Origin of the sequence: Pseudomonas sp. 1912-s (assembly GCF_029269205.1) — a bacterium.
Taxonomy (GTDB): domain Bacteria; phylum Pseudomonadota; class Gammaproteobacteria; order Pseudomonadales; family Pseudomonadaceae; genus Aquipseudomonas.
Map to the genome: position 1 here is coordinate 246,248 of NZ_JARIXR010000007.1, position 21,901 is coordinate 268,148.

22 protein-coding genes are annotated in these 21,901 nt (G+C 59.0%); 10 read left to right on the forward strand and 12 right to left on the reverse strand.

The annotated features are described in order from the left end of the window. Nucleotides 1–12 precede the first annotated feature (12 nt). The 4 genes from proB to rplU form a co-directional block, all read right to left on the reverse strand. Nucleotides 13–1,131 carry a glutamate 5-kinase gene (gene proB, locus P3C29_RS11945; RefSeq protein WP_010174957.1) on the reverse strand — a complete coding sequence of 373 codons (1,119 nt, stop codon included), beginning with the start codon at nt 1,129–1,131 and terminating at the stop codon, nt 13–15. A 123-nt stretch (nt 1,132–1,254) separates the two neighbouring features. Then, entirely contained in the window at nt 1,255–2,478 is a 1,224-nt protein-coding gene (gene cgtA / locus P3C29_RS11950) for an Obg family GTPase CgtA (RefSeq protein WP_010174956.1), read from the reverse strand. A gap of 193 nt (nt 2,479–2,671) precedes the next feature. Beyond that, the gene (gene rpmA / locus P3C29_RS11955) at nt 2,672–2,947 is read right to left on the reverse strand and encodes a 50S ribosomal protein L27 (protein WP_003215862.1); all 276 of its coding nucleotides are present in this window, start codon (nt 2,945–2,947) and stop codon (nt 2,672–2,674) included. A 34-nt stretch (nt 2,948–2,981) separates the two neighbouring features. Then, nucleotides 2,982–3,296, reverse strand: coding sequence for a 50S ribosomal protein L21 (gene rplU, locus P3C29_RS11960; protein ID WP_003176051.1), 315 nt, complete (start codon nt 3,294–3,296; stop codon nt 2,982–2,984). 239 nt (nt 3,297–3,535) lie between these two features. Here rplU and P3C29_RS11965 point away from each other — a divergent pair, with 239 nt between their 5' ends. The 3 genes from P3C29_RS11965 to P3C29_RS11975 all read left to right on the forward strand — a co-directional run bounded on the left by P3C29_RS11965 (nt 3,536) and on the right by P3C29_RS11975 (nt 5,430). Then, nucleotides 3,536–4,504, forward strand: a complete 969-nt coding sequence (locus tag P3C29_RS11965) for a polyprenyl synthetase family protein (protein ID WP_003215860.1) — start codon at nt 3,536–3,538, stop codon at nt 4,502–4,504. Nucleotides 4,505–4,633: 129 nt separating this feature from the next. After that, a complete protein-coding gene (locus P3C29_RS11970) occupies nt 4,634–4,975 on the forward strand; it encodes a zinc ribbon domain-containing protein YjdM (protein ID WP_003215858.1) in 342 nt (113 codons plus the stop codon). 197 nt (nt 4,976–5,172) lie between these two features. Beyond that, nucleotides 5,173–5,430, forward strand: coding sequence for a hypothetical protein (locus P3C29_RS11975; protein WP_003215856.1), 258 nt, complete (start codon nt 5,173–5,175; stop codon nt 5,428–5,430). A 54-nt stretch (nt 5,431–5,484) separates the two neighbouring features. Here the strand turns inward: P3C29_RS11975 and P3C29_RS11980 are convergent, their stop codons facing one another. The 3 genes from P3C29_RS11980 to P3C29_RS11990 all read right to left on the reverse strand — a co-directional run bounded on the left by P3C29_RS11980 (nt 5,485) and on the right by P3C29_RS11990 (nt 7,095). Next, on the reverse strand, nt 5,485–6,102 hold the full coding sequence (locus P3C29_RS11980) for an FKBP-type peptidyl-prolyl cis-trans isomerase (RefSeq protein WP_275964594.1): 618 nt from the start codon (nt 6,100–6,102) through the stop codon (nt 5,485–5,487). A 114-nt stretch (nt 6,103–6,216) separates the two neighbouring features. Continuing rightward, nucleotides 6,217–6,528: a DUF6482 family protein gene (locus P3C29_RS11985; protein WP_201125406.1), complete on the reverse strand. Its 312-nt coding sequence runs from the start codon at nt 6,526–6,528 to the stop codon at nt 6,217–6,219. Between the two features lie 78 nt (nt 6,529–6,606). Then, nucleotides 6,607–7,095: a TIGR00645 family protein gene (locus P3C29_RS11990; protein WP_010174946.1), complete on the reverse strand. Its 489-nt coding sequence runs from the start codon at nt 7,093–7,095 to the stop codon at nt 6,607–6,609. 166 nt (nt 7,096–7,261) lie between these two features. Between P3C29_RS11990 and P3C29_RS11995 the strand changes: the two genes are divergently transcribed. After that, a complete protein-coding gene (locus tag P3C29_RS11995; protein WP_275964595.1) occupies nt 7,262–9,097 on the forward strand; it encodes a hypothetical protein in 1,836 nt (611 codons plus the stop codon). A 131-nt stretch (nt 9,098–9,228) separates the two neighbouring features. Here P3C29_RS11995 and P3C29_RS12000 read toward each other — a convergent pair whose 3' ends face one another. Together P3C29_RS12000 and P3C29_RS12005 are read right to left on the reverse strand one after the other, a co-directional pair. Next, nucleotides 9,229–9,555 carry a hypothetical protein gene (locus P3C29_RS12000; protein ID WP_076014017.1) on the reverse strand — a complete coding sequence of 109 codons (327 nt, stop codon included), beginning with the start codon at nt 9,553–9,555 and terminating at the stop codon, nt 9,229–9,231. Between the two features lie 198 nt (nt 9,556–9,753). Continuing rightward, a complete protein-coding gene (locus tag P3C29_RS12005) occupies nt 9,754–12,192 on the reverse strand; it encodes an ATP-binding protein (protein ID WP_010174939.1) in 2,439 nt (812 codons plus the stop codon). A 268-nt stretch (nt 12,193–12,460) separates the two neighbouring features. Between P3C29_RS12005 and P3C29_RS12010 the strand changes: the two genes are divergently transcribed. From P3C29_RS12010 to P3C29_RS12025, 4 genes are all read left to right on the forward strand, one after another. Further along, nucleotides 12,461–12,949, forward strand: coding sequence for a DUF3015 domain-containing protein (locus P3C29_RS12010; protein WP_010174937.1), 489 nt, complete (start codon nt 12,461–12,463; stop codon nt 12,947–12,949). A gap of 93 nt (nt 12,950–13,042) precedes the next feature. Beyond that, entirely contained in the window at nt 13,043–14,896 is a 1,854-nt protein-coding gene (locus P3C29_RS12015) for a DUF4105 domain-containing protein (protein ID WP_201125407.1), read from the forward strand. Nucleotides 14,897–14,918: 22 nt separating this feature from the next. After that, nucleotides 14,919–15,227 carry a chorismate mutase gene (locus P3C29_RS12020; protein ID WP_275964596.1) on the forward strand — a complete coding sequence of 103 codons (309 nt, stop codon included), beginning with the start codon at nt 14,919–14,921 and terminating at the stop codon, nt 15,225–15,227. A 376-nt stretch (nt 15,228–15,603) separates the two neighbouring features. Beyond that, nucleotides 15,604–16,689, forward strand: coding sequence for a type I restriction endonuclease (locus tag P3C29_RS12025; protein ID WP_275964597.1), 1,086 nt, complete (start codon nt 15,604–15,606; stop codon nt 16,687–16,689). Nucleotides 16,690–16,764: 75 nt separating this feature from the next. On the opposite strand, the gene P3C29_RS12030 is transcribed toward P3C29_RS12025, so the two are convergent. Further along, nucleotides 16,765–17,055, reverse strand: a complete 291-nt coding sequence (locus P3C29_RS12030; RefSeq protein ID WP_275964598.1) for a DUF3077 domain-containing protein — start codon at nt 17,053–17,055, stop codon at nt 16,765–16,767. Between the two features lie 429 nt (nt 17,056–17,484). On the opposite strand from P3C29_RS12030, the gene P3C29_RS12035 reads away from it, so the two are divergent. Together P3C29_RS12035 and P3C29_RS12040 are read left to right on the forward strand one after the other, a co-directional pair. After that, nucleotides 17,485–17,841 (forward strand): hypothetical protein, encoded by a 357-nt coding sequence (locus tag P3C29_RS12035; protein WP_169386343.1) that lies wholly within the window; start codon nt 17,485–17,487, stop codon nt 17,839–17,841. A gap of 70 nt (nt 17,842–17,911) precedes the next feature. Continuing rightward, nucleotides 17,912–18,409 carry a GreA/GreB family elongation factor gene (locus tag P3C29_RS12040; protein ID WP_177113485.1) on the forward strand — a complete coding sequence of 166 codons (498 nt, stop codon included), beginning with the start codon at nt 17,912–17,914 and terminating at the stop codon, nt 18,407–18,409. On the opposite strand, the gene gdhA is transcribed toward P3C29_RS12040, so the two are convergent. Next, nucleotides 18,406–19,743 (reverse strand): NADP-specific glutamate dehydrogenase, encoded by a 1,338-nt coding sequence (gene gdhA, locus P3C29_RS12045; protein ID WP_275964599.1) that lies wholly within the window; start codon nt 19,741–19,743, stop codon nt 18,406–18,408. The two genes, P3C29_RS12040 and gdhA, sit on opposite strands and share 4 nt — an antisense overlap. Nucleotides 19,744–20,092: 349 nt before the next feature. Further along, complete coding sequence (ettA, locus tag P3C29_RS12050; RefSeq protein ID WP_003215833.1) at nt 20,093–21,757, reverse strand: energy-dependent translational throttle protein EttA; 1,665 nt, start codon at nt 21,755–21,757, stop codon at nt 20,093–20,095. Nucleotides 21,758–21,901 lie beyond the last annotated feature (144 nt).

The following is a 21,901-nucleotide window of genomic DNA, read 5'->3' on the forward strand; positions in this document are numbered from 1 at the left end:
CTTCCTTTTTACTTAAACCAGAATCAGGTTATCCCGGTGAACCAGCTCCGGCTCAGCCATGTAACCCAACAGACCGACAATCGCTTCAGACGACTGCCCAATGATTTTCTGCGCCTCAAGGGCGCTGTAATTGGCCAGGCCACGAGCAATCTCGCGACCGTCCGGCGCCACACACACCACCATCTCGCCACGACGGAAACTGCCCTGGACCAATTTTACGCCCACCGGCAGGAGGCTTTTGTTGCCTTGAGACAACGCAGACACCGCACCCGCATCCAGCACCAGGGTACCGCGCGTCTGAAGATGCCCCGCCAGCCACTGCTTGCGCGCCGCCAGCATGCCGCGCTCGGGCGACAGTAGCGTACCGATGCGCTCACCCGCCTTCAGGCGATCCAGTACACGCTCAATCCGGCCACCGACGATGATGGTATGCGCGCCGGAACGCGCCGCCAGCCGCGCCGCACGCAGCTTGGTCTGCATACCGCCACGCCCCAGGGCACCACCGACACTGCCGGCCACCGCATCCAGCGCCGGGTCATCTGCACGGGCTTCGTAAATCAGCTGGGCATCCGGGTTATTGCGCGGGTCAGCGTCGAACATGCCATCGCGATCCGTGAGGATCACCAGCAAGTCAGCCTCAACCAGGTTAGCTACCAGGGCGGCCAGGGTGTCGTTGTCGCCGAAACGAATTTCGTCGGTCACCACGGTGTCATTCTCGTTGATCACCGGGATCACCTTGAGTTCAACCAGGGCGCGCAAGGTGCTGCGGGCATTCAGGTAGCGCTTGCGGTCAGACAAGTCGTCATGGGTCAGCAGAATCTGCGCCGTGTGGCGACCGTGCTCGGCAAAGCTGGACTCCCAGGCCTGCACCAGGCCCATCTGACCGATGGCGGCAGCGGCCTGCAGCTCGTGCATCGCGCTGGGTCGCGCGGTCCAGCCGAGACGGCTCATGCCCGCGGCAACTGCCCCGGACGACACCAGCACCAACTCGACGCCAGCCTCATGCAACGCCACCATCTGGTCCACCCAGACGCTCATGGCCGCACGATCCAGCCCCTTGCCATCCGCCGTCAGCAGCGCGCTACCGATCTTAACGACCCAACGCTGCGCACCTGTCACCTTGCTCCGCATCATCTTCAACCTTAGATAGAGGGCCGCGCGACCCAGCGCCGCCCATAACGTTATTCGTGACTACCGATTTCCAGATACCAAAACGCCGCTCGATTGAGCGGCGCTTAAGTTTACTGCAACGAATCAGTCGCGCACGTAAATGATTTCCGGGCCATCTTCATCATCCACGTCTTCTTCGTCCCAATCGTCGTCACCGATGTCATGGACCGACTTGACGCCACTGCGACGCAGCGCACGCTGGTCATCCAGCGCTTGCAACTGGGCACGGGCTTCGTCTTCGATGCGCTGATCCAGCTCGGCCAGCTCTGCCTTGTAGACAGGGTCGGCCGCCAGGCGATCGGCACGGTCTTCGAGGTAGCGCATGATGTCGCGAGTCAGGCGCTCAGTGCCTTCTTTGGCAATGGCCGAGATCACGTAGACCGGACCGGTCCATTCCAGGCGATCGACGATTTCCTTGACGCGCTCTTCGTGCTCTTCCTCGAGGATCTGGTCGCACTTGTTCAGTACCAACCAACGATCGCGCTCAGCCAGAGACGGGCTGAACTTGGTCAGCTCGCTGACGATCACTTCTGCAGCGTCCGGCGCACTGGTGTCATCCAGCGGCGCCATGTCGACGAGGTGCAGCAGCAAACGGGTACGGGACAAGTGCTTGAGGAAACGAATCCCCAGGCCCGCGCCATCGGAAGCACCTTCGATCAGGCCCGGGATGTCTGCGACCACGAAGCTTTTCCAGCGATCGACACTGACCACACCCAGGTTTGGCACCAGGGTAGTGAACGGGTAATCGGCAACTTTCGGCTTGGCAGCAGACACCGAGCGGATGAACGTACTTTTGCCAGCGTTCGGCAGGCCCAGCAGACCCACGTCAGCCAACACCTTCATTTCCAGCTTGAGGTCACGCTGCTCGCCCGGCTTGCCCGGCGTGGTCTGGCGTGGCGCACGGTTGGTACTGGATTTGAAACGGGTGTTACCCAGACCGTGCCAGCCGCCATGAGCCACCAGCAAGCGCTGACCGGCTTTGGTCAGGTCGCCGATGATTTCCTGGGTAGCGGAGTCGATCACGGTAGTGCCGACCGGAACCCGCAGGACCAGCTCTTCGCCTTTTTTACCGGTGCAGTCGGTGCTGCCGCCGTTGGAGCCACGCTCGGCATCAAAGTGCCGGGTGTAACGGTAATCCACCAGGGTGTTGAGGTTTTCGTCGGCGACCATGTAGACCGAGCCGCCATCGCCACCATCACCACCGTTGGGACCACCGTTTTCGATGAATTTTTCCCGACGGAAACTCATGCAACCGTTACCGCCGTCGCCAGCTTTTACTCGGATCGAAACTTCATCAACGAACTTCATAACAAAACGCCTCTCGTCGCATGGACGAGCTTAAGAAACCAAGACATAAGACTCTTGCAAAAATGAGCGCAGCGACCTCAAGCAACGACCGCAAATCCACTGCTTTCACCCATCACAAACAGCTTTGCAAGAGACTCACCCCACAAACGAAAAAGCCCCGTCGCGAGACAGGGCTTTTCCAGCAACTACGTAATTATGCCGCGACGACTTCAGTCTTCGGGACAATGCTCACGTAACGGCGGTTGAAAGCGCCTTTTACTTCAAACTTGATCACGCCGTCGATTTTAGCGAACAGAGTGTGATCTTTACCCATGCCAACACCGTAACCGGCGTGGAATTGGGTGCCGCGCTGACGCACGATGATGTTGCCCGGAATGATAACCTGGCCGCCATACATCTTCACGCCAAGGCGTTTGGCTTCTGAGTCGCGACCGTTACGGGTACTACCACCAGCTTTTTTGTGTGCCATGAGTCAATTCTCCTAGTGAGGAATTAGGCTGAAATTAAGCCTGAATACCGGTGATTTTGATCTCGGTGTACCACTGGCGGTGGCCCATACGCTTCATGTGGTGCTTACGACGACGGAACTTGATGATGCGGACTTTATCGTGACGACCTTGGGAGATCACTTCAGCCACAACGGTAGCGCCTGCAACAACTGGAGCGCCGATGTTCACGTCATCGCCATTGGCGACCAACAGAACGCGATCAAAGGTAACGGATTCGCCAGTAGCGATTTCCAGCTTCTCGATCTTCAGGTATTCACCTGGGGCGACCTTGTATTGCTTGCCACCAGTAACAATTACTGCGTACGACATGGTATTTCTCCGATAATCCTGCTCACCCAGCGCTTTATAAGAAGAGGTATTGGCTGGCATGGCTGCATGGGATGGACGTCCCGAATGCAATTGCGTAAGGCAGGTGCTGCCCAGGAAGTTCAGGGTGCGCGATTGTACGCAAGCTATGGAGGTGTTGCAAGTAGCCGTCTATCGCGCCTTGACACTACGGGACGTGGGTCCTAGCATGCCGCGCAACCCTTCTGGAGCGACTGTCGCTGATGCAACCCCAAGCTTTCTACCGCGCGGTGGCGGACGATTTTAGCGCCGTCGACGGCATCATCAAGAAGCAGCTGACTTCTAAAGTGCCGCTGGTCTCCAAAATTGGCGACTACATTACGTCGGCCGGCGGTAAACGCCTGCGTCCTTTATTAGTGTTGCTGTGTGGCAAGGCCCTCGGCCGCGAAGGCGATGACCTGCGCCTGCTGGCCGCGACCATCGAGTTCCTGCACACCGCCACCCTGCTGCACGACGACGTGGTCGACATGTCCGGCATGCGCCGCGGTCGCGAGACGGCCAACGCGATGTGGGGCAATGCGCCAAGCGTGCTGGTGGGCGACTTCCTGTACTCGCGCTCCTTCGAAATGATGGTCGAGCTGGGCTCGATGCCGGTGATGAAGATTCTTTCACAGGCCACGCGCATCATCGCCGAAGGCGAAGTGTTGCAACTGTCGAAGGTTCGCGACGCCAGCACCACCGAAGAAACCTACATGGAAGTGATTCGCGGCAAAACCGCGATGCTCTTCGAAGCCTCGACCCACAGTGCCGCGGCCCTGTGCGAAGCGACGCCCGAGCAGAGCGAAGCCCTGCGCACGTTCGGCGATCACCTGGGGGTGGCCTTCCAGCTCGTGGACGACCTGCTGGATTATCGCGGCGATGCCGAAACCCTGGGCAAGAACGTCGGTGACGACCTGGCCGAGGGCAAGCCGACCTTGCCGCTGATCTACACCATGCGCGAAGGCACGCCGGAACAGGCCGCCCTGGTGCGCAAGGCGATCCAGAAAGGCGGGATCGAAGACCTGGAAAGCATCCGTGAAGCCGTGGAAGCCTCGGGTTCCCTCGAATACACCGCGCAACTGGCCCGTGACTACGTCGCTCGCGCCATCCAATGCCTGGAAGCCCTTCCAGCCAGCGAATACCGGGACGCCCTGGTTGAGCTGAGTGAGTTTGCGGTCGCCCGCACCCACTGATTCTGCTCTGCTTCATGTGGGAGCTGGCTTGCCAGCTCCCACAGCGTTCTCTGGCGTTGCTGCACCCTGCCCGGCTAAAACCCTATATAATGTGCGCTTTTTAGCCATCCTGAAACTAAAGGAGCTTTAGTGAGCACGTTGCCACCCTGCCCAAAATGCAATTCCGAATACACCTACGAAGACGGCGCCCAGCTGATTTGCCCGGAATGCGCCCATGAGTGGGCCGTCGGAGGCGAAGCCGAGGCTGCCAGCGATGAATCCGTGAAAAAAGACTCTGTGGGCAACGTCCTGCAGGACGGCGACACCATCACCGTGATCAAGGACCTCAAGGTCAAGGGCACCTCTCTGGTGGTCAAGGTCGGCACCAAGGTGAAAAACATCCGCCTGTGCGACGGCGACCACGATATCGACTGCAAGATCGACGGTATCGGCCCGATGAAACTCAAGTCCGAGTTCGTACGCAAAGTCTGAATCTGCTGCCTCCATCCCGTGCCCTGCACGGGATGGCGCTTCGCCCTCCCCGCGTCACTCCCGCACTGCCGGCAAAAGGCCAGGCCTTTTGATCAAAAACAATATCCACACAGAAAAGTCCGGAAATCGCCAATAGGGACTTGCTATTCCTTGAATAAGAATTATTCTCATTGAAACCCATCAAGGAGATGCGACCCATGACTTATTTGATTGATGCCTGGCTGGACCGCCCACACCCTTACCTGCGAATCCTTCATCGGGAAACCGGGGAAGTCTGCGCGGTGCTGGAAGAAGAAGCGCTGAGTGAACTGCAGGATCAGGGCGACCTGGACGTCAATGGCCTGAGCTCCAGCGAACCTGGAGTGTTGAAGGAGGTGGTGAGAAATCTGTTTCTGTTCTGCTATGCCCGGGCGTTGCGCCCGGTGACGGATCTCAATGGCAAGTTTCATCCATGAGTAACCGCGCAAAACGCTGTAGGAGCGAGCAGGCTCGCTCCTACAGGTAAGGTCTTACAGAACGTCGAGCAGCTCGACGTCGAACACCAGAACGCTGTGCGGCGGGATGCTGCCAACGCCTTGAGCGCCGTAAGCCAGTTCGCTCGGCACGTACAGACGCCATTTGCTGCCGGCATTCATCAGTTGCAGGGCTTCGGTCCAGCCGGCGATCACGCCGACAACCGGGAATTCTGCAGGCTGGCCGCGCTCGTAGGAACTGTCGAACACAGTGCCGTCGATCAGGGTGCCGTGGTAATGAGTGCGCACTTGGTCTTCACGGGTTGGCTTGGCGCCAGAACCTGCGGTCAGCACTTCAAATTGCAGGCCGGAAGCCAGGGTGGTGATGCCGTCACGCTTGGCGTTTTCAGCCAGGAAAGCCAGGCCTTCGCCAGCAGCGGCTTCAGCCTTTGCAGCCGCTTCGGCTTGCATGATTTCGCGGATGACCTTGAAGCTGGCGGCCATTTGCTCTTGGTCCACACGGCTTGGCTTACCGGCGAAAGCGTCGGTCAGGCCAGCCAGGATCGCGTCCAGGCTCACGCCCGGTGGCGGGTTGTCGCGCAGTTGGTCGCCCAACTGACGGCCAATGCCGTAGCTCACGCGGGTTTCGTCGGTGGACAAGTTAACTTCGGACATGGAACTGCTCCGCTGTAGGACAGCGCCGGAAAACTGCAACATTTCCCGAACCGCCCAGAACTAAAAGGGCGAGCAGACTAGCACACAAGAACGACCGATGATGAGCCCCCGCCCTTACCAGGCGGAGTGGATGGCGATCGGCAATCGCAGGCTTTCCTCGGCGCCGGGCGGCATGCCGCACATTTCGTCGTGCACCGAGGTGTGCACCAGCTCAAACGGCATTTTCGGCATCGCGTGCTTGTGCAGCAGTTGGCGCGCGTGCTCCACCGAACGCAGGTGCAGGGTTTTGCCCTGGTCATCGCCCAACGGGTACGCCCTGCCCTGCATGCGGGCTTCCAGCACGTAGATACCGCCTTCGAGGGAGATCAGGCTCAATTGGTCAATACGGCCTACCGTGGCGTAGGCATACAGCTCTTGCAGGTTCATGACGGCACCTCCAGGACAGAGCTATAGAGATAGGCCGGAACGCCTCGAACCACAAGGCGAAAACCGGCCATCCGTCCATTAGTGCTTGGTGACTTTGTCCAGGTAGCCCATGGCAAACGCCGACACCACGAAGGTCATGTGAATGATCACGTACCACTTCAGGTGCTCGGGGTCGACGTTCTTGGCGTCCATGAAGACCCGCAGCAAGTGGATCGACGAAATCGCCACGATGGACGCCGCGACCTTCATCTTCAGCGACGAGGAGTCCATGGTCCCCAGCCAGTTGAGCTTTTCCTTGCTTTCGTCGATGTCCAGCTGGGAGACGAAGTTCTCGTAGCCACTGATCATCACCATCACCAGCAGGCCGCCCACCAGCGCCATGTCGATCAACGACAGCAGCACCAGGATCACATCCGACTCACTCATGGAGAACACCATGGGAATCACATGGAACACTTCCTGGAAGAACTTCAGACCCAGCGCCAGCAGGCCCAGGGACAAACCGAAATAGATCGGCGCCAACAGCCAGCGTGAGGCATACATTGCATTTTCGATAAAGCGTTCCATTGAATCTCACACAGCTTGGCTAAAAATGGCGCCGAGTATACCAGCCGTTCCCAAACGCCAGAAACCGTCGAGAAAACTGATCTGTACGGCATCTGTAAAAGAATTTTTCTGCTAGTGTCGAGCTCATCAACTCGGCTCGATGATGTCGGACAGGAAAACTCAGATAATGGATGTGCGATCCCCTTTGGCCAGCATTGGCCTGTGTGCGGCGTTGCTGATGGGCAGCGGTTGTTCCCCCAGCGATGAACACAAGCAAGCCAGCCTCGAAGAGAAAACTGCCAAGTTCGAACAGTCCCTGGACGCCATCCAGGACCCCAAGCTCAAGGACGCCGTGTCCGAGCTCGGTGGCTCGCTGCTGTTGCTGGAGCGGGCGCGGGTCAAGCTCGCCACCAAGCCCATCGAGGCCGAGTACAGCGAAGACGCCCTGGCGCTGCTCAAGCATTACCCGACGCCCCAGGCCCTGGTTGATACCTACATCAATGGCCTGTTTGTGCTGCGCAAGGCGTCCCATTCGGACTACCTGACGGACCTGCAGCCGATCTTCCCGTTCAACTTCAACATGCCCGACCAGTTCCCGTTCCCCCACGGCCTGGAATGGCAGTCGGTCACTTTGAGCAACAACAAGGTCATCCCCTTCCAGCCGGAATGGTCGGAAACCGACCCGGGCATCCAGTTGAGCCCCACCAGTTCCAACCTGACCAACCCCGATGACCTGACGGTGACCTACCCGTTCGTCGAAGGCATCGAGACTGACAACAAGAGCCAGCCGCAGCCCGTCACCCTCAAGGGCAGGGTCGAAGTGATCGCCCCGCGCAAAGTCTTCACCTTCGACTTGTCGAAGAAGGACGTGGGCCGCAAACGCACCGAAGAAAACGTCACGGTCACCCTGCTGACCCTGGAAAAGAACTACGCAGAGATCGAACTGACCAACAGCGCCCCCCTCGCGCCGGAAGTCGCCGACGAATCGCCTAACCCGCTGCTGGTGCAGGCGCGCGATACCACCGGGCAATTTCTCTCGCGTTCGGGCTCGATCAACGAGAACGCCGCCCAACTGGCGTTCTACGAGAAGCAACTGGCGGAAATGCAAAAGCAGACGGCCTGGTCCGATGCCTTCGAGAAACAGCTGGAAGACGAGCAGAAAGCCTTCGAACACAAGCAGGACAGCCATTACACCAAGGTGTACTTCAATGGCTTGATCGACAACGTGCAAGTCAGCGTCCTCGACTTTTCCCAAGCCACCGTAACCCGCAAGGACCTGGACCTGCCCGTGCGGCGCTTCGACAAGAACAGCCTGGAGAAAACCGTACAGCCCCTGCCAATGCCCGTCACCGTGTATGACGACCAGGCCTCCGACTGGCTGAAGGACGCCACACTGTCCGAAGACCAACTCAAGAAAAGCGTCACCATCAATCAGTCGGTGGATGACGCCAGCGCGGCGCACATCGAGTTCGATCACCCCTACACCTTCAACGACGACCTGCTGGGCGACGACCGGGGCGGCGGCGATGCCCCCGTGACCTTTCTCACGGCCAACGACGAAGGCAAGCTCGGCGAGCCGATCGAGCTGCCCGCCGAGGCCTACGAGGTCGACCCGGGGCGCGCCACCATTACCTATGACCTGAACCTGTTCCCCGAGAACCCAGGGTTTGCCGTGGGTTCAATGCCGCTGTTCCTGGCCACCATCGAAAAAGGCAACCTCACGGCCGGGCAACTGCCCAAGGGCCTGGAACTGAAAGACAACGCGCTGATTGTCGATCAGAAGCTGTTCCCCGCCGACAGCTGGCGGTTCTATGCCAAGGACGCCAGCGGCAACTACCTGAAGGAAATTCTCGGCGTCAGCCACCGCGCCGAGGAGTACGGCACGGCGTTGTTCGACGTGCATTACTTCTACGGCCAGCCGAGCGCATTGGAGACCTACCAGCGCACCGGGTTGAACACGGTGCAGTATGGGTTTGAGGTCAAGCTGGACAAGCCCGAGTCGGCACCTGCCCCCAAGCCGTAAGCGCCAAGCGGGCGGGTGTGGGAGCCGGGCTTGCCCGCGATAGCATCACCTCGGTCCAGCTGAAAGACCGAGTTGCCTGCATCGCAGGCAAGCCAGCTCCCACACAAACCCACACATTGGGTTTTCGATGTTTAGCGGATATCACTCAACGCCGTTTGCCGCCCGCCATTGAGCTGTCGCAAGTGCGCCTGGAGGTGCAGGCACCAGATCTGCGGGTCGTCGGCCAGTTCGTACCCGTGCAGGGTCAGGCTTTCGACAATCGAATCGAGGATGGTTTGTGCCACGAAAGGTCCGTGAAACGGGCCTTGAGACTTGATGGTGGAGGGCTGTTCGCCAGTCATTCCGGCGGCAAACAACAAGGTCCACATCCCGGTATCCCCCGCGAGAGGGCGAATGGAACATTCGATACGGGTGACCAGGCCCAGGCACTGGCGGGTGAGGCAGAGGTTGCGCGACATGGCGGCGACCCTCGGTAGATCCGGTATTCAGCCTCGCAGGGCAAGACTGTTTCTATCCAGCGACTCCTGTGGATATCCCTTGAGCTGAGAATAGAAGAAACCCGGTACAAACCAAGGCTGGGGGACCAACGGACGACTGCCCTGTGGTGAGGGGGCTTGTCCCCCTCGCCACAAGGCGCGCCCCTCATCCGATCAACATCACACGGGCTTGGTCTCAGCCAACGCCTCCTGCGCCAACTCCTTCTCGGCTTCCTTCAGATCATCCTCGCTGATCATCTCGGCGATCGCCCGCAGGCGCTCCACCACCCGCGCGTTGACGCTGCCTTCAGGGAATTGCCCCTCCTCGTCCGGCGACCCCGCCGGCTCGCCCACCAGCAGGCTCAGGGCTTCGTCAGCCTGGCGCACGGCGTAGACGTGGAATTGCCCGTCCCGCACGGCCTGCAACACCTTCTCATCAAGCATCAGCGTCGCGACGTTGGCCTGGGGAATGATCGCGCCCTGCTCGCCGGTCAGCCCGCGGGCTTCACAGAGGCGGAAGAAACCTTCGATCTTCTCGTTGACCCCACCCACCGCCTGCACTTCACCAAACTGGTTGATGGAACCGGTGATGGCAAAGCACTGCTTGAGCGGCGTCTTCGACAGGGCCGAGATCAAGGTGCAGGCCTCGCCAAGGGACGCACTGTCGCCGTCGACGTAACCGTAGGACTGCTCCAGGGCGATACTTGCCGAGATCGCCAGCGGGAATTCCTGGGCATAACGGCTGCCCAGGTAACCGGTGAGGATCATCACGCCCTTGGAGTGAATCGGCTGGCCGAGGTTTACTTCGCGCTCGATATCGACGATGCCGCTGCCGCCCGGGTACACCGTGGCAGAAATCCGCGCCGGCACACCGAATGCCGAGTCACCGACCTCCAGCACTGTCAGCCCGTTGCACTTGCCCACCGCTGCACCGGCGGTGTCGATCAGGATCACCCCGGCGAGCATGTCGTCGAGAATCCGCGCCGACACCCGCCCGGTGCGTGTGGCCTTGGCCTTTAACGCACGCTCGATGTGCCCGGCATCCGTGCGTTCATCGCCCGCCAGGTGGCGAATGAAATCCGCCTCGCTGACCAACTGGAACAAATCGCCAATACGCGCCGACAGGCGCCCCTGGTTCTCCGCCAGCCGCGCGCTGTAGGTCGCCAGCCGCGCCACGGCGTCCGAGGTCAACGGCGCCATGCCTTCTTCCGAGGTGCGGGTTTTCAGCAGCTGGGCAAACTGCTCCAGGCTTTCATCCACCATCGGAATGTCTTCGTCAAAATCCACCAGCACGCGGAACATCTCCTGGAAGTCCGGATCCGCGTCTTGCAACGCGTAGTACAGCTGGCGGGAGCCGATGATGATGACCTTGAGCTGCAACGGGATCACTTGCGGGTTGAGGGTCACGGTGGCCAGGCGGCCCAGTTCGCCCAACGGTGATTCCATCTTCAGCTTGCGCGACTGCAGGGCACGCTTGAGGGCGTCCCACACAAACGGCTCGCTGAGCATTTTCTCGGCTTCGAGGATCAGGAAACCGCCGTTGGCCCGGTGCAGCGCGCCCGGCCGCAACTGCCGATAGGTGGTGTAGAGCGCGCCCTGGTCGGTGCTGTATTCAATGCGGCCGAACAGGTTGTCGTAGGTCGGGTGCGGCTCGAATACCACCGGCGCGCCACCGTTGACCGGATGGCCCACCACCAGGCTCGGGCAGTACTGCTCTTCCAGCAACTTGCGGGCCTGGGCGTCGGTTTTCGCGTCATCCACCAACTGCTCGACCACGGTTTTCAGCAGGTACACCTGCATGGCCTGCAAGTAACCGCAGACGGCCGCGTTCTCCGCGTACTTCTCGGACAACGGCGCCAACAGTGGCTGCAAGGCCAGGGTGATGGTTTCTTCGTTGAACTGGCGCATCTGGTTATTGGACTCGCGCTTCCACTGGGGCAGGCTGGCGAGTTCTTCGTTGAGGCGTTCTTCCAGTTCGGAAATATCGGTGTGAAAACGCTCGCGGTCGGCTTCCGGCAGCTGCGAAAACTCGGCCTCGTCCAGCGCCTTGCCGTCGAGCATCGGGGTAAAGGCGATGTTGCTGCTGTCACGGTACAGCGCCACGTCCTTTTCCAGGGCCAGGCGCTCGATCACATCCAGGGCCCGGTCATAACGCTGGTTGAAGGCACGGTCGATGGCGCTTTTGCGCTGTTGATACGTCGGGTGTTCGAACACCGCCGGAAAGGTCGCGACCAGGTTGTCGATCAGGCCGTTGATATCGCTGATGAACGCGGCAGCACCGCCCGCAGGCAGCTCCAGCGCGCGGGGCTCGCGAGGCTCATCGAAATTATTGACGTAGACCCAGTCGGCCGGGGTCTGCAGGCGTTTGCCTTCGGCCTTGAGGTAGCGTTTGACGAACGAAAAGCGGCCGGTACCGGGCTCGCCCATCACAAATACGTTGTAACCGGGGCGTGGCATGGCCACACCGAACTGCAAGGCTTCGACCGCACGTTCCTGGCCAAGCACACCGCGAAAGGGCTCCAAATCATTGGTGGTCGAGAAGCTGAACTGTTCAGCGGAAAAAGGACGAGTCAGCGCTTCAGGCGCTAGACGCAAGCTGGCAGCAACAGGATCAGGCATCGGGCTTCCTTACATCAGGCGGGGCAGATGACGGCATTCTGGCGCCGGGTTGGGCCGGCTGGCAAGGCACGGCTTAGGGAAAGCATAGACCCGGCTTTGAGGCTGTAAAAAAACCGAGTGTTTCCGGCTTGTTTCACAAAAAGTAACGGAACCCTTGGATCGTGCCTAAACTCCAACCTGCTGCGGGTTGGACTAATAACCGACCCCTAGGGTGCTGTCAGGCACCTGAACCCTTGTCCATTGGTTTGCACACAAAGAGAACAAAGCTATGAAACGGATCCTTCTCGGTACTCTCTTCACCGTAGTCTCCCTCAATGCAATGGCTGAAGCGCCAGGTGGCCCGAACTGCGGTTGGGGCAACATGTTGTTCGAAGGCCAACGCGGCACTCCCGCTCACTTCCTGGCTTCCACCACCAACGGTACCTCGGGGAACGCCACCTTCGGCATGACCTCGGGCACCAACGGCTGTAACACCAACAGCGCACTGACCTACGGTGGCAAATCGTGGATTGCCATGAATGGCATGATGAACGAGCTGTCCGAAGACATGGCCAAAGGTAACGGCGAAGCGCTGACTACCTACGCCGTGGTACTGGGCGTTGCTCCTGAAGACCGCGAGCACTTTGCCGCGGTGACTCACGAGCACTTCCAGCAAATCTTCAGCAAAGCTGACGTAACCGCTGATGACGTGCACAACAACACCCTGGCCGTACTGAAAGGCGACACCCGCCTGGCGAAATACGCTACCCAGGCTTAAGCTCGACCCGCCCGTGCCTTTCGAGGCACGGGTTTTATTATTTTTGGACCTGCCTCCCCTTTGGGTCTTTTTATCTCGACTTAAGTTGCCCACATGCTCAAACGCCTTGCCTACCTGGCACTCTTCGCCTGCGCCCCGCTGTATGCGGCACCGCACCTTGATGATCAACGTTTGCAGCAACTGGCCAACGAGCCGTTCTGGCTCTCGCTGGGGCATTACGAATCCGGCAAGTTCGAAGGCTGGCGCAGTTATGTCAGCGACAAGAAATTCTTCCTCGCCCCCGATGGCGCCCACCATCCGGACCAGGAACTGAAGGCCACCGTAGAAGCACTCTATGCTCCGGCCAGCCTCGGTGAAAAGCACGCCCAATGCGTTTACCCCGCACGTACCCGTTGGCTCAAGGACCAGTTGCACCTGACTGACCTGCCGGCGCTGGACTGCAAGGAATTCAAGCAATGGTTCAAGGACGTCGCCCCCCACAGCGCGGTGATGATCTTCCCGGCGGCTTACCTCAACAGCCCGTCGTCAATGTTCGGCCACACCCTGCTGCGCATCGACCAGGCTGACGTGCAGAGCAACAACACCGCCCTGCTCAGCTACGCGATCAACTTTGGCGCCTATATCGAAGGCTCGGACAACAGCATCCTCTACGCCTGGAAAGGCCTGATGGGCGGTTATCCCGGCCTGTTTGCGCTGGTGCCCTACCAGGAAAAACTCTCCGAATACCGTAGCCTGGAGAACCGCGACCTGTGGGAATACCGCCTGAACCTGACCCAGGTCGAGACCGAGCGCATGGTCGAGCACGTGTGGGAACTCAAACAGATCCAGTTCGACTACTTCTTCTTCGACGAAAACTGCTCCTATCGCCTGCTGGAACTGCTGCAAGTGGCCCGCCCAACTCTGCGGCTGACCGAACAATTCCCGCTGACCGCGATTCCTACCGACACTGTGAAAGCCGTGAAAGAAGCCGGCCTGGTGGAGAAAATCGACTATCGCCCGTCCCGTGAACGCGAACTGCTGGAACGTGCCAAGCCGCTGAGCAGTGATGAGCAGCAATGGGTGCTGAAGATCAGCGACGACCAGAAACAACTGCAGGAGCCGGCCTTCAAGGCCATCGCCAAAGACCGCCAGGCCCTGATCATCGACGCCGCCTACCGCCTCGGCCGCTACCGCGCCAACGGCCTGGAGCGCGACACCGAACGCTCCCAGCGCAGCTTCGAACTGCTGCGGGCGATCAACCAGAACCCGGCACCGGACCTGAAGATCGAACGCCCCGGCCTGCCCGAAGACGGCCACGAATCCCGCACCTGGCAAGCCGGCATCGGCACCCGGGGCGACAAGGCCTTCGGCGAATATGGCCTGCGTATGGCCTATCACGACCTGAACGACAATGCCGAAGGCTTCCCGCTGGGCGCGCAGATCGAAATCCTGCAAATGAAACTGCGCCAGTACGAAGGCAACCACTGGCAATTGCAGCAACTGGACCTGGCGACCATCCGCTCACTGACCCCGCGCAACGCGCTGCTGCAACCCTGGTCGTGGCAAGTGACCGGCGGCCTCGAGCGCGTGCCGGGCAAACATGACGACGAAACCCTGGTCAGCCACGTCAACGGCGGCGCCGGCGGCACCTGGCAGCTGCGCGACGACATGCTGGGCTTCGCCCTCGGCACCGTGCGCGTGGAACACAACAGCGACTTTGGCGAAGCCATCTCCCCGGCGGCCGGCTTCAACACCGGCGTGCTGTGGCGCAATCCGCTGGGCAACCTGAGCCTGGAAGCCAAGGGTGATTTCTTCACCAATGGCGAAGTACGGCGCAGTATCAGCCTGAATCAACAGTGGGAATTGTCCCGCAACCTGGGGTTGAGACTGAGTGCCCAGCGTGAATACAGCCACTTGGCGACACCGGTGAATGAAGTGATGCTGGAAGTGAAGTGGTATCACTATTAATCCATAAGGAGCGTCAACCGACATGGCCGTCAACTGCACCAGCCTTGAGCAAGTCCGAGAGAACATCGACCGTATTGATCGCCAGATCGTTACGCTGCTGGCCGAACGGGGCGGCTTTGTCTCCCAGGCTGCGCGGTTCAAAAAAGACAGTGACGGGGTGAAAGCGCCGCAGCGGGTTGAGCAGGTGATCGCCAAGGTTCGCGAGCTGTCTCACACCGTTGGCGCCAACCCGGACGTCGCAGAGCAAGTCTATAGGGCGATGATTGCAGCGTTTATCCAGCAAGAACTGGCAGAACACACTGCCCTGAAACTTAACTCAGCCGCGCCATAACCTTGTGGCGAGGGAGCTTGCTCCCGTTGGGCTGCGCAGCAGCCCCAAAACCAGGGGCCCAACCCTATCTGAAATATCTCAATAGCCTGAACACAGGGGCCGCTTCGCGCCCCAGCGGGAGCAAGCTCCCTCGCCACAAGTTCAGCGTCCGCCTCGAAGTAGCAAGCTCACTACCAACCATCTCGGCTCAGAAATTTTCCTGCCCCTCTCAACTCATTGATAAATAAGCGCGAAAAATCATACGGTTTTTTAGCTTTTTTCATCCACTGCAAATCGGCTCTATTCCATTCTCTTTATCAGAATTAATGTCTAGTATCGGATGGCAATCAAATTGCCACCACGTCTATACACGGATCTGAATAGGTAAGAGGCTCATATGGATTTTTTTGAAAAGCTCACCAGTCTGGCGGCTAAAGTCCGACTACAAGGTCCTGCAATTCAAACAGAAGAGGCCACAAAAAACGCTTTTGTAATGCCATTTATAAATACAGTATTGGGCTACGACGTATTTGATCCACAGGAAGTAACGCCGGAGTTTGTCTGCGATATTGGGACGAAAAAAGGTGAAAAGATTGACTACGCCATCATGAAAAATGGAGAGGTACAAATACTCATCGAATGTAAAAAAATTGGTGAGTCACTCAGCATCAATCACGCGTCACAGCTGTTTCGCTATTTCCACGTTACAAGCGCGAGGATTTCGATTCTCACCAACGGCCAGGTCTATCGCTTTTTTACTGATCTGGACGCTCCCAACAAAATGGATGAAAAGCCATTTTTAGAGTTGGATTTGCTAGACATTGACGAGTACTCAGTACCGGAACTGATCAAGCTGACGAAGTCTGCCTTTGACGTAGATTCGATCATCAATGCTGCCGGAGAGTTGAAATACGTCAGCCAAATCAAAAAAGTGATCGCTGCACAAGTCGTCAAGCCAGATGACGATTTCGTCAAAGTTTTCGCTTCGCGTGTGTACGAAGGCGTGATTACACAGAAAGTTCGGGAGCAGTTTTTTGAGTTAACTCGAAAGGCGTTAAGCCAGTTCCTCAACGATCAGATCAATGATCGACTCAAGTCAGCTATGAGTGGGTCCATTCAGCCGACTCTGGCCTCATTGCCCGCTTCTCCCGCCCCGAATACCGAAGTTACAGAGCGCGACGAGTCAGAAGATAAAATTCTCACCACGCTGGAAGAACTTGAGGGATATCACATAGTAAGGGCTGTCGTACGCTCGGTGGTCGATGCCAAACGAATCGTGCAGCGAGATACACAGAGCTATTTTGGCATATTGCTGGACGACAATAATCGCAAGCCGATTTGTCGCCTTCATTTCAACCGTAGTCAGAAATACATTGGGATTTTTGACGAGGAGAAAAATGAAACCCGACATGCGATTTCGTCGATTGACGAGATTTACGAGTACTCAGACCACCTGAAGAAAACTGTGGGTTACTACGACTGAAAGCAGGTTGGTGAGGGCTGCTACGCAGCCCTACGCGGGGCAAGCCCGCTCACCACAGGGACAAAGTATTAGTCTCTAGGTGACGGGAGTCATCGCTTGGGTGAGGTCGTCTACCACTGCCTTGCCCATCTCGCATAGATAATGTGCTGCCCACGCATATTGCTCTCCTCGTACATCCATGGCGGCTTCCATTGCGAGTGTCTTGGAGTAGTGAAGCAGTGTGGAGACATGTTCCAGCGCCTCACCAATCGGCATGCCTGCGTTGACGCGGAACAGGGGTTTCTCGTTTTCGCCATAGTCGCCGAAGGTGACTACACCGAGGGTAATGATTGAGGACAGCGGTGGATCGGGAACGATTTTAGTCATGATGTCTCTTCTAAGTGAGAAAAGGGACCACCGCGACACGTCGCTAAACATGAAGGGGTGGCAGCTGTGCGCAGGTTAGCGAACCGGTCACCTAGACACCCGGCAGATCCGAAGATCTCCCGCGCACAGCCGCCATAACACGATATGACCGACAAAAAAATCCGCCTGCCAAGTGTGTAAAGAGGTTGCGCCTTGGTGGTTCGGGCCGCTAAACCCGTTCGCTGTTCTCACAGCGAAGTCAGGAGGCTAGTGACCCAAACCCTAAGGCGCAATAGGGTGGAGATTCTCTAGGAATCGTCCTGCAATTTAAAGGGAATCGTCGTTGATGGCCCTTTAACTCAACGCCTTTCTCACGTCCCTTTCACATCCCCCCAACGAATCGCCTTCTAAACTCCCCTCATCAGCCGTTCAACGGCCAGGGAGCATGCGATGTGGCGGTACGCAGTAATGCTGGGCGTGTTGGCCCTGCTCTCGGGTTGCCAATCAACCCATGAGGATTTGCTGGCCAAGGGTTACCCACCCGCCTTCGCCGACGGCTATGACGACGGTTGCAGCAGCGGCCGCCAGGCCGCCGGGGTGATCACCGGGGAATTTCGCAAGAACGTCCCCCGCTATCTGAAGGACCGCACCTACGCCGAAGGCTGGGATGACGGCTTCCGCCAGTGCAAGGCCATGCGCGAGAACGAAGACCTGAATGACTATAAGAACCGCCACTGGGACGACCGCGAGCGCGCCTGGCAACAGGAAAAGGACCGCGACGCCGCCCGGGCCTTTCGCTCGCCATAGGTCGCTTTCAGACATCCAGCGAAACTTAACCCCTGCGACCATGGCCCAAACTCCATAGCAGGAGAATCCCATGAGTCGAGCGTTCGTCAATGAAGACAGCGCCGCTGCCCAGGCCAGCCAACCGGTAGAACGCCAGGTCAGCGCGCAACCCAATCACCTCACCGCCCGCGGGCTTGCGCAGTTGCAGGCCAAGGTGGCGCAGTTGCAGAGCGAGCACAGTGAAGAGTCCGCCAAGGGCGAACAGGCCGATAAACAGCGCCAGGCTGACCTTGAGCGGGATTTGCGTTACTTCAACCAGCGCCTGCAAAGCGCGCAGGTGGTGGCGCCGGCGACCTCCACCGACAAGGTGCAGATCGGCAGTTGGGTGACCTTTGCCAATGAACAGGACGAAGAGCAGCGCATTCAGTTGGTCGGCGAAGACCAGGCCGATGCCACGGTGGGCCTGATCAACTGGGGCTCGCCCCTGGGCCGGGCGCTGCTGGGTGCGCAGGTGGGTGACGAGGTGCTGTGGAAGCGCCCCGTCGGTGACCAGTTGATCGAAATCCTGCGCATCGAGCCCGAGGCTTAAACGATGCCTTGGGCCAGCATCGCGTCCGCCACTTTCACAAAGCCGGCGATGTTGGCACCCTTCACGTAGTTGACCCGACCGTTCTCTTCGCCGTAATGCACGCACGCATGGTGGATCGACTGCATGATGTTGTGCAGCTTGCTGTCCACTTCGCCGGCGGTCCACAGCAGGCGCATGGCGTTCTGCGACATTTCCAGCCCGCTCACCGCCACGCCGCCCGCGTTGGATGCCTTGCCCGGCGCGAACAGGATGCCGGCCTCGATAAAGATATCCACCGCCTCCAGGGTGGTGGGCATGTTGGCGCCTTCGGCCACGCACACGCAGCCATTGCGCAACAGGGTGCGCGCCGCTTCGGCGTCCAGTTCGTTCTGGGTCGCACAGGGCAGCGCGATATCGCAGGCCAGCTCCCACGGCGCCTTGCCGGCAAGGAATTCCAGGCCAAAACACGCCGCCAGTTCGCTGATGCGCCCGCGCTGTACGTTTTTCAGCTCCAGCAGCGCGGTCCATTGTTCTTCGGTCAAACCGCTTTCGCAGTACAGGGTGCCTTCGGAGTCCGACAGGGAAATCACCTTGCCCCCCAGGTCCATGACCTTGCGCGCCGCGTATTGGGCGACGTTGCCGGAACCGGAGATGGCCACGCGCTTGCCTTCGACCCGCTCGCCATTGCGCTTGAGCATTTCCTCGGCGAAGTACACACAGCCAAAACCGGTGGCTTCCGGGCGGATCAGGCTGCCGCCGTAGCTCATGCCCTTGCCGGTGAGCACCGAGGTGAACTGGTTGCTCAGGCGTTTGTATTGGCCGAACAGGAAGCCGATCTCGCGGGCGCCCACGCCGATATCACCGGCGGGCACATCCACGTCCGAGCCGATATGGCGATACAACTCGCTCATGAACGCTTGGCAAAAGCGCATCACCTCGGCGTCGCTCTTGCCCTTGGGATCGAAGTCCGAACCGCCCTTGCCGCCGCCCATGGGCAGCGAGGTCAGGGAATTCTTGAAGGTTTGCTCGAAGGCGAGGAATTTCAGCACGCCCAGGTTGACCGACGGGTGGAAACGCAGGCCGCCTTTGTAAGGGCCGATGGCGCTGTTCATCTGGATCCGGAACCCGCGGTTGACCCGCACTTTGCCCTGGTCATCTTCCCACGACACCCGGAACACAATCGCACGCTCCGGCTCGCAGATGCGCTCCAGGATGCCCGAGTTCAGGTAGTGAGGATTGGCCTCAAGAAACGGCCACAAACTGCGCAGGACTTCTTCCACGGCCTGGTGGAATTCGGGCTGGTCGGGGTCGCGTTTTTTGAGGCGGGCAAGGAAGGATTCAACGGATTCGATCATGAAAAGTCTCGGCAAATTTATTGTCGTTAAAGGAGATTTGTCCCGGACTTTATCAACTCATGCCGCACCGCGACAGGGCAAAATGTCGCCTTTGTGAATTTAAATGGTGCATTTGATATAAATTAAGGCAGTTTTTGCACCTTAATGAGGATTTCAATCCAAGTTTCGCACCAACAAATGAACCGCTATCGCAGGCAAGCCAGCTCCCACATCTGGCCGCGTACATTCAAGACAACGCGGTCGAATGTGGGAGCTGGCTTGCCTGCGATGCAGACGACGCGGTCCACCTGAAAACACGCAAAAAAAAACGGAGCCCGAAGGCTCCGCTTTTTCAAACCACCAACCCGAATCAGGCCAGTTTCTTGTGCCGTACACGATGCGGCTGGGCAGCGGCTTCGCCGAGGCGTTTCTTGCGATCGGCTTCGTATTCGGTGTAGTTGCCTTCGAAGAACACCGCCTGGGAGTCGTCTTCGTAGGCCAGGATGTGAGTGGCCACACGGTCAAGGAACCACCGATCGTGAGAGATCACAATGGCGGCGCCCGGGAAGTCCAGCAGGGCTTCTTCCAGGGAACGCAGGGTTTCAACGTCGAGGTCGTTTGACGGTTCGTCGAGCAGCAGGACGTTGCCGCCCTCTTTCAAGGTCAGGGCCAGGTGCAAGCGACCGCGCTCACCACCGGACAGGTCCTTGACGAACTTCTGCTGGTCGCCGCCCTTGAAGTTGAAGCGACCCACATAGGTGCGCGACGGGATTTCATAGTTGCCGATACGGATCTGGTCGGAACCGTCGGAAATCTGCTGGAACACCGTCTTGCTGCCGTCGAGGTCGTCGCGGCTCTGGTCCACGCACGCCAACTGCACGGTTTCGCCGACTTCGATGGTGCCCGAGTCCGGTTGTTCCTTGCCCATCAGCATGCGGAACAGCGTGGATTTACCCGCACCGTTACCGCCGATCACACCAACGATGGCGCCTTTGGGCATGGAGAACGACAGGTTGTCGATCAACACGCGATCGCCGTAGCCTTTGCAGACGTTCTTGAACTCGATGACCTTGTCACCCAGGCGCGGACCGGCCGGGATGTAGATCTCGTTGGTCTCGGAACGCTTCTGGAATTCCTGGGATTGCATCTCTTCGAAACGCGCGAGACGGGCCTTGGATTTCGACTGACGCGCCTTGGCGCCTTTACGCACCCATTCCAGCTCGTCTTTCATGGCCTTTTCATGGGCCGACTGCTGCTTGGATTCGGCCGCCAGACGGTCGGACTTGGCTTCCAGCCAACCGGAGTAGTTACCCTCGTAAGGGATGCCGGCACCGCGGTCGAGTTCCAGAATCCAGCCGGCCACGTTGTCCAGGAAGTACCGGTCGTGCGTGATCGCAACCACGGTGCCCGGGAAGTCGTGGAGGAAATGCTCCAGCCAGGCGACGGAATCGGCGTCCAGGTGGTTGGTGGGTTCGTCGAGCAACAGCATGTCAGGGGCGGACAGCAGCAGGCGGCACAGGGCCACACGACGCTTTTCACCACCGGACAGGTGTTCAACCTTGGCGTCCCACGCCGGCAGGCGCAGCGCGTCGGCGGCGACTTCCAGCTGGCGGTCCAGGTTGTGACCGTCTGCGGCTTGCAGGATGGCTTCGAGCTTGGCCTGTTCTGCCGCCAGTTTGTCGAAGTCGGCATCTTCTTCAGCGTAGGCCGCGTAGACCTCGTCCAGGCGCGCCTGGGCGTTCTTGATCACGCTGACGGCTTCCTCGACCACTTCACGCACGGTCTTGGTCGGGTCCAGGATCGGCTCTTGCGGCAGGTAGCCGATGTTCAGGTCGGGCATCGGGCGGGCTTCGCCGTCGAATTCGGTGTCGACGCCGGCCATGATTTTCAACAGGGTGGATTTACCCGAACCGTTGAGACCGAGCACGCCGATCTTGGCGCCCGGGAAGAAGGACAGAGAAATGTTTTTCAGGATTTCCCGCTTCGGCGGAACAACTTTTCCCAGCCGATGCATGGTGAAGACGTATTGAGCCATGGTGAACCTAGCGTCAGTGACTGATGAATTAAGCGGGCGAAACCCGTGCCAGGCCATGCGCCGCGCGGGCCGTTGATGTCTATCAATGCCTGCGTGCGGTAGATGCCTGATTGTCTGGGGCTGGAACGCCCTCGCGTAACCGGC

What these genes read in the sequence shown, in the direction of transcription:
- P3C29_RS12035 (WP_169386343.1), top strand. Translation starts at nt 17,485, where the DNA reads ATGTGGCGGTACGCAGTAATGCTGGGCGTGTTGGCCCTGCTCTCGGGT.
- proB (WP_010174957.1), bottom strand. Translation starts at nt 1,131, where the DNA reads ATGCGGAGCAAGGTGACAGGTGCGCAGCGTTGGGTCGTTAAGATCGGT.
- P3C29_RS11975 (WP_003215856.1), top strand. Translation starts at nt 5,173, where the DNA reads ATGACTTATTTGATTGATGCCTGGCTGGACCGCCCACACCCTTACCTG.
- cgtA (WP_010174956.1), bottom strand. Translation starts at nt 2,478, where the DNA reads ATGAAGTTCGTTGATGAAGTTTCGATCCGAGTAAAAGCTGGCGACGGC.
- P3C29_RS12010 (WP_010174937.1), top strand. Translation starts at nt 12,461, where the DNA reads ATGAAACGGATCCTTCTCGGTACTCTCTTCACCGTAGTCTCCCTCAAT.
- P3C29_RS11980 (WP_275964594.1), bottom strand. Translation starts at nt 6,102, where the DNA reads ATGTCCGAAGTTAACTTGTCCACCGACGAAACCCGCGTGAGCTACGGC.
- rplU (WP_003176051.1), bottom strand. Translation starts at nt 3,296, where the DNA reads ATGTCGTACGCAGTAATTGTTACTGGTGGCAAGCAATACAAGGTCGCC.
- P3C29_RS12000 (WP_076014017.1), bottom strand. Translation starts at nt 9,555, where the DNA reads ATGTCGCGCAACCTCTGCCTCACCCGCCAGTGCCTGGGCCTGGTCACC.
- rpmA (WP_003215862.1), bottom strand. Translation starts at nt 2,947, where the DNA reads ATGGCACACAAAAAAGCTGGTGGTAGTACCCGTAACGGTCGCGACTCA.
- P3C29_RS12005 (WP_010174939.1), bottom strand. Translation starts at nt 12,192, where the DNA reads ATGCCTGATCCTGTTGCTGCCAGCTTGCGTCTAGCGCCTGAAGCGCTG.
- P3C29_RS11965 (WP_003215860.1), top strand. Translation starts at nt 3,536, where the DNA reads ATGCAACCCCAAGCTTTCTACCGCGCGGTGGCGGACGATTTTAGCGCC.
- P3C29_RS12040 (WP_177113485.1), top strand. Translation starts at nt 17,912, where the DNA reads ATGAGTCGAGCGTTCGTCAATGAAGACAGCGCCGCTGCCCAGGCCAGC.
- P3C29_RS12020 (WP_275964596.1), top strand. Translation starts at nt 14,919, where the DNA reads ATGGCCGTCAACTGCACCAGCCTTGAGCAAGTCCGAGAGAACATCGAC.
- P3C29_RS12015 (WP_201125407.1), top strand. Translation starts at nt 13,043, where the DNA reads ATGCTCAAACGCCTTGCCTACCTGGCACTCTTCGCCTGCGCCCCGCTG.
- P3C29_RS11990 (WP_010174946.1), bottom strand. Translation starts at nt 7,095, where the DNA reads ATGGAACGCTTTATCGAAAATGCAATGTATGCCTCACGCTGGCTGTTG.
- P3C29_RS12025 (WP_275964597.1), top strand. Translation starts at nt 15,604, where the DNA reads ATGGATTTTTTTGAAAAGCTCACCAGTCTGGCGGCTAAAGTCCGACTA.
- ettA (WP_003215833.1), bottom strand. Translation starts at nt 21,757, where the DNA reads ATGGCTCAATACGTCTTCACCATGCATCGGCTGGGAAAAGTTGTTCCG.
- P3C29_RS12030 (WP_275964598.1), bottom strand. Translation starts at nt 17,055, where the DNA reads ATGACTAAAATCGTTCCCGATCCACCGCTGTCCTCAATCATTACCCTC.
- gdhA (WP_275964599.1), bottom strand. Translation starts at nt 19,743, where the DNA reads ATGATCGAATCCGTTGAATCCTTCCTTGCCCGCCTCAAAAAACGCGAC.
- P3C29_RS11985 (WP_201125406.1), bottom strand. Translation starts at nt 6,528, where the DNA reads ATGAACCTGCAAGAGCTGTATGCCTACGCCACGGTAGGCCGTATTGAC.
- P3C29_RS11995 (WP_275964595.1), top strand. Translation starts at nt 7,262, where the DNA reads ATGGATGTGCGATCCCCTTTGGCCAGCATTGGCCTGTGTGCGGCGTTG.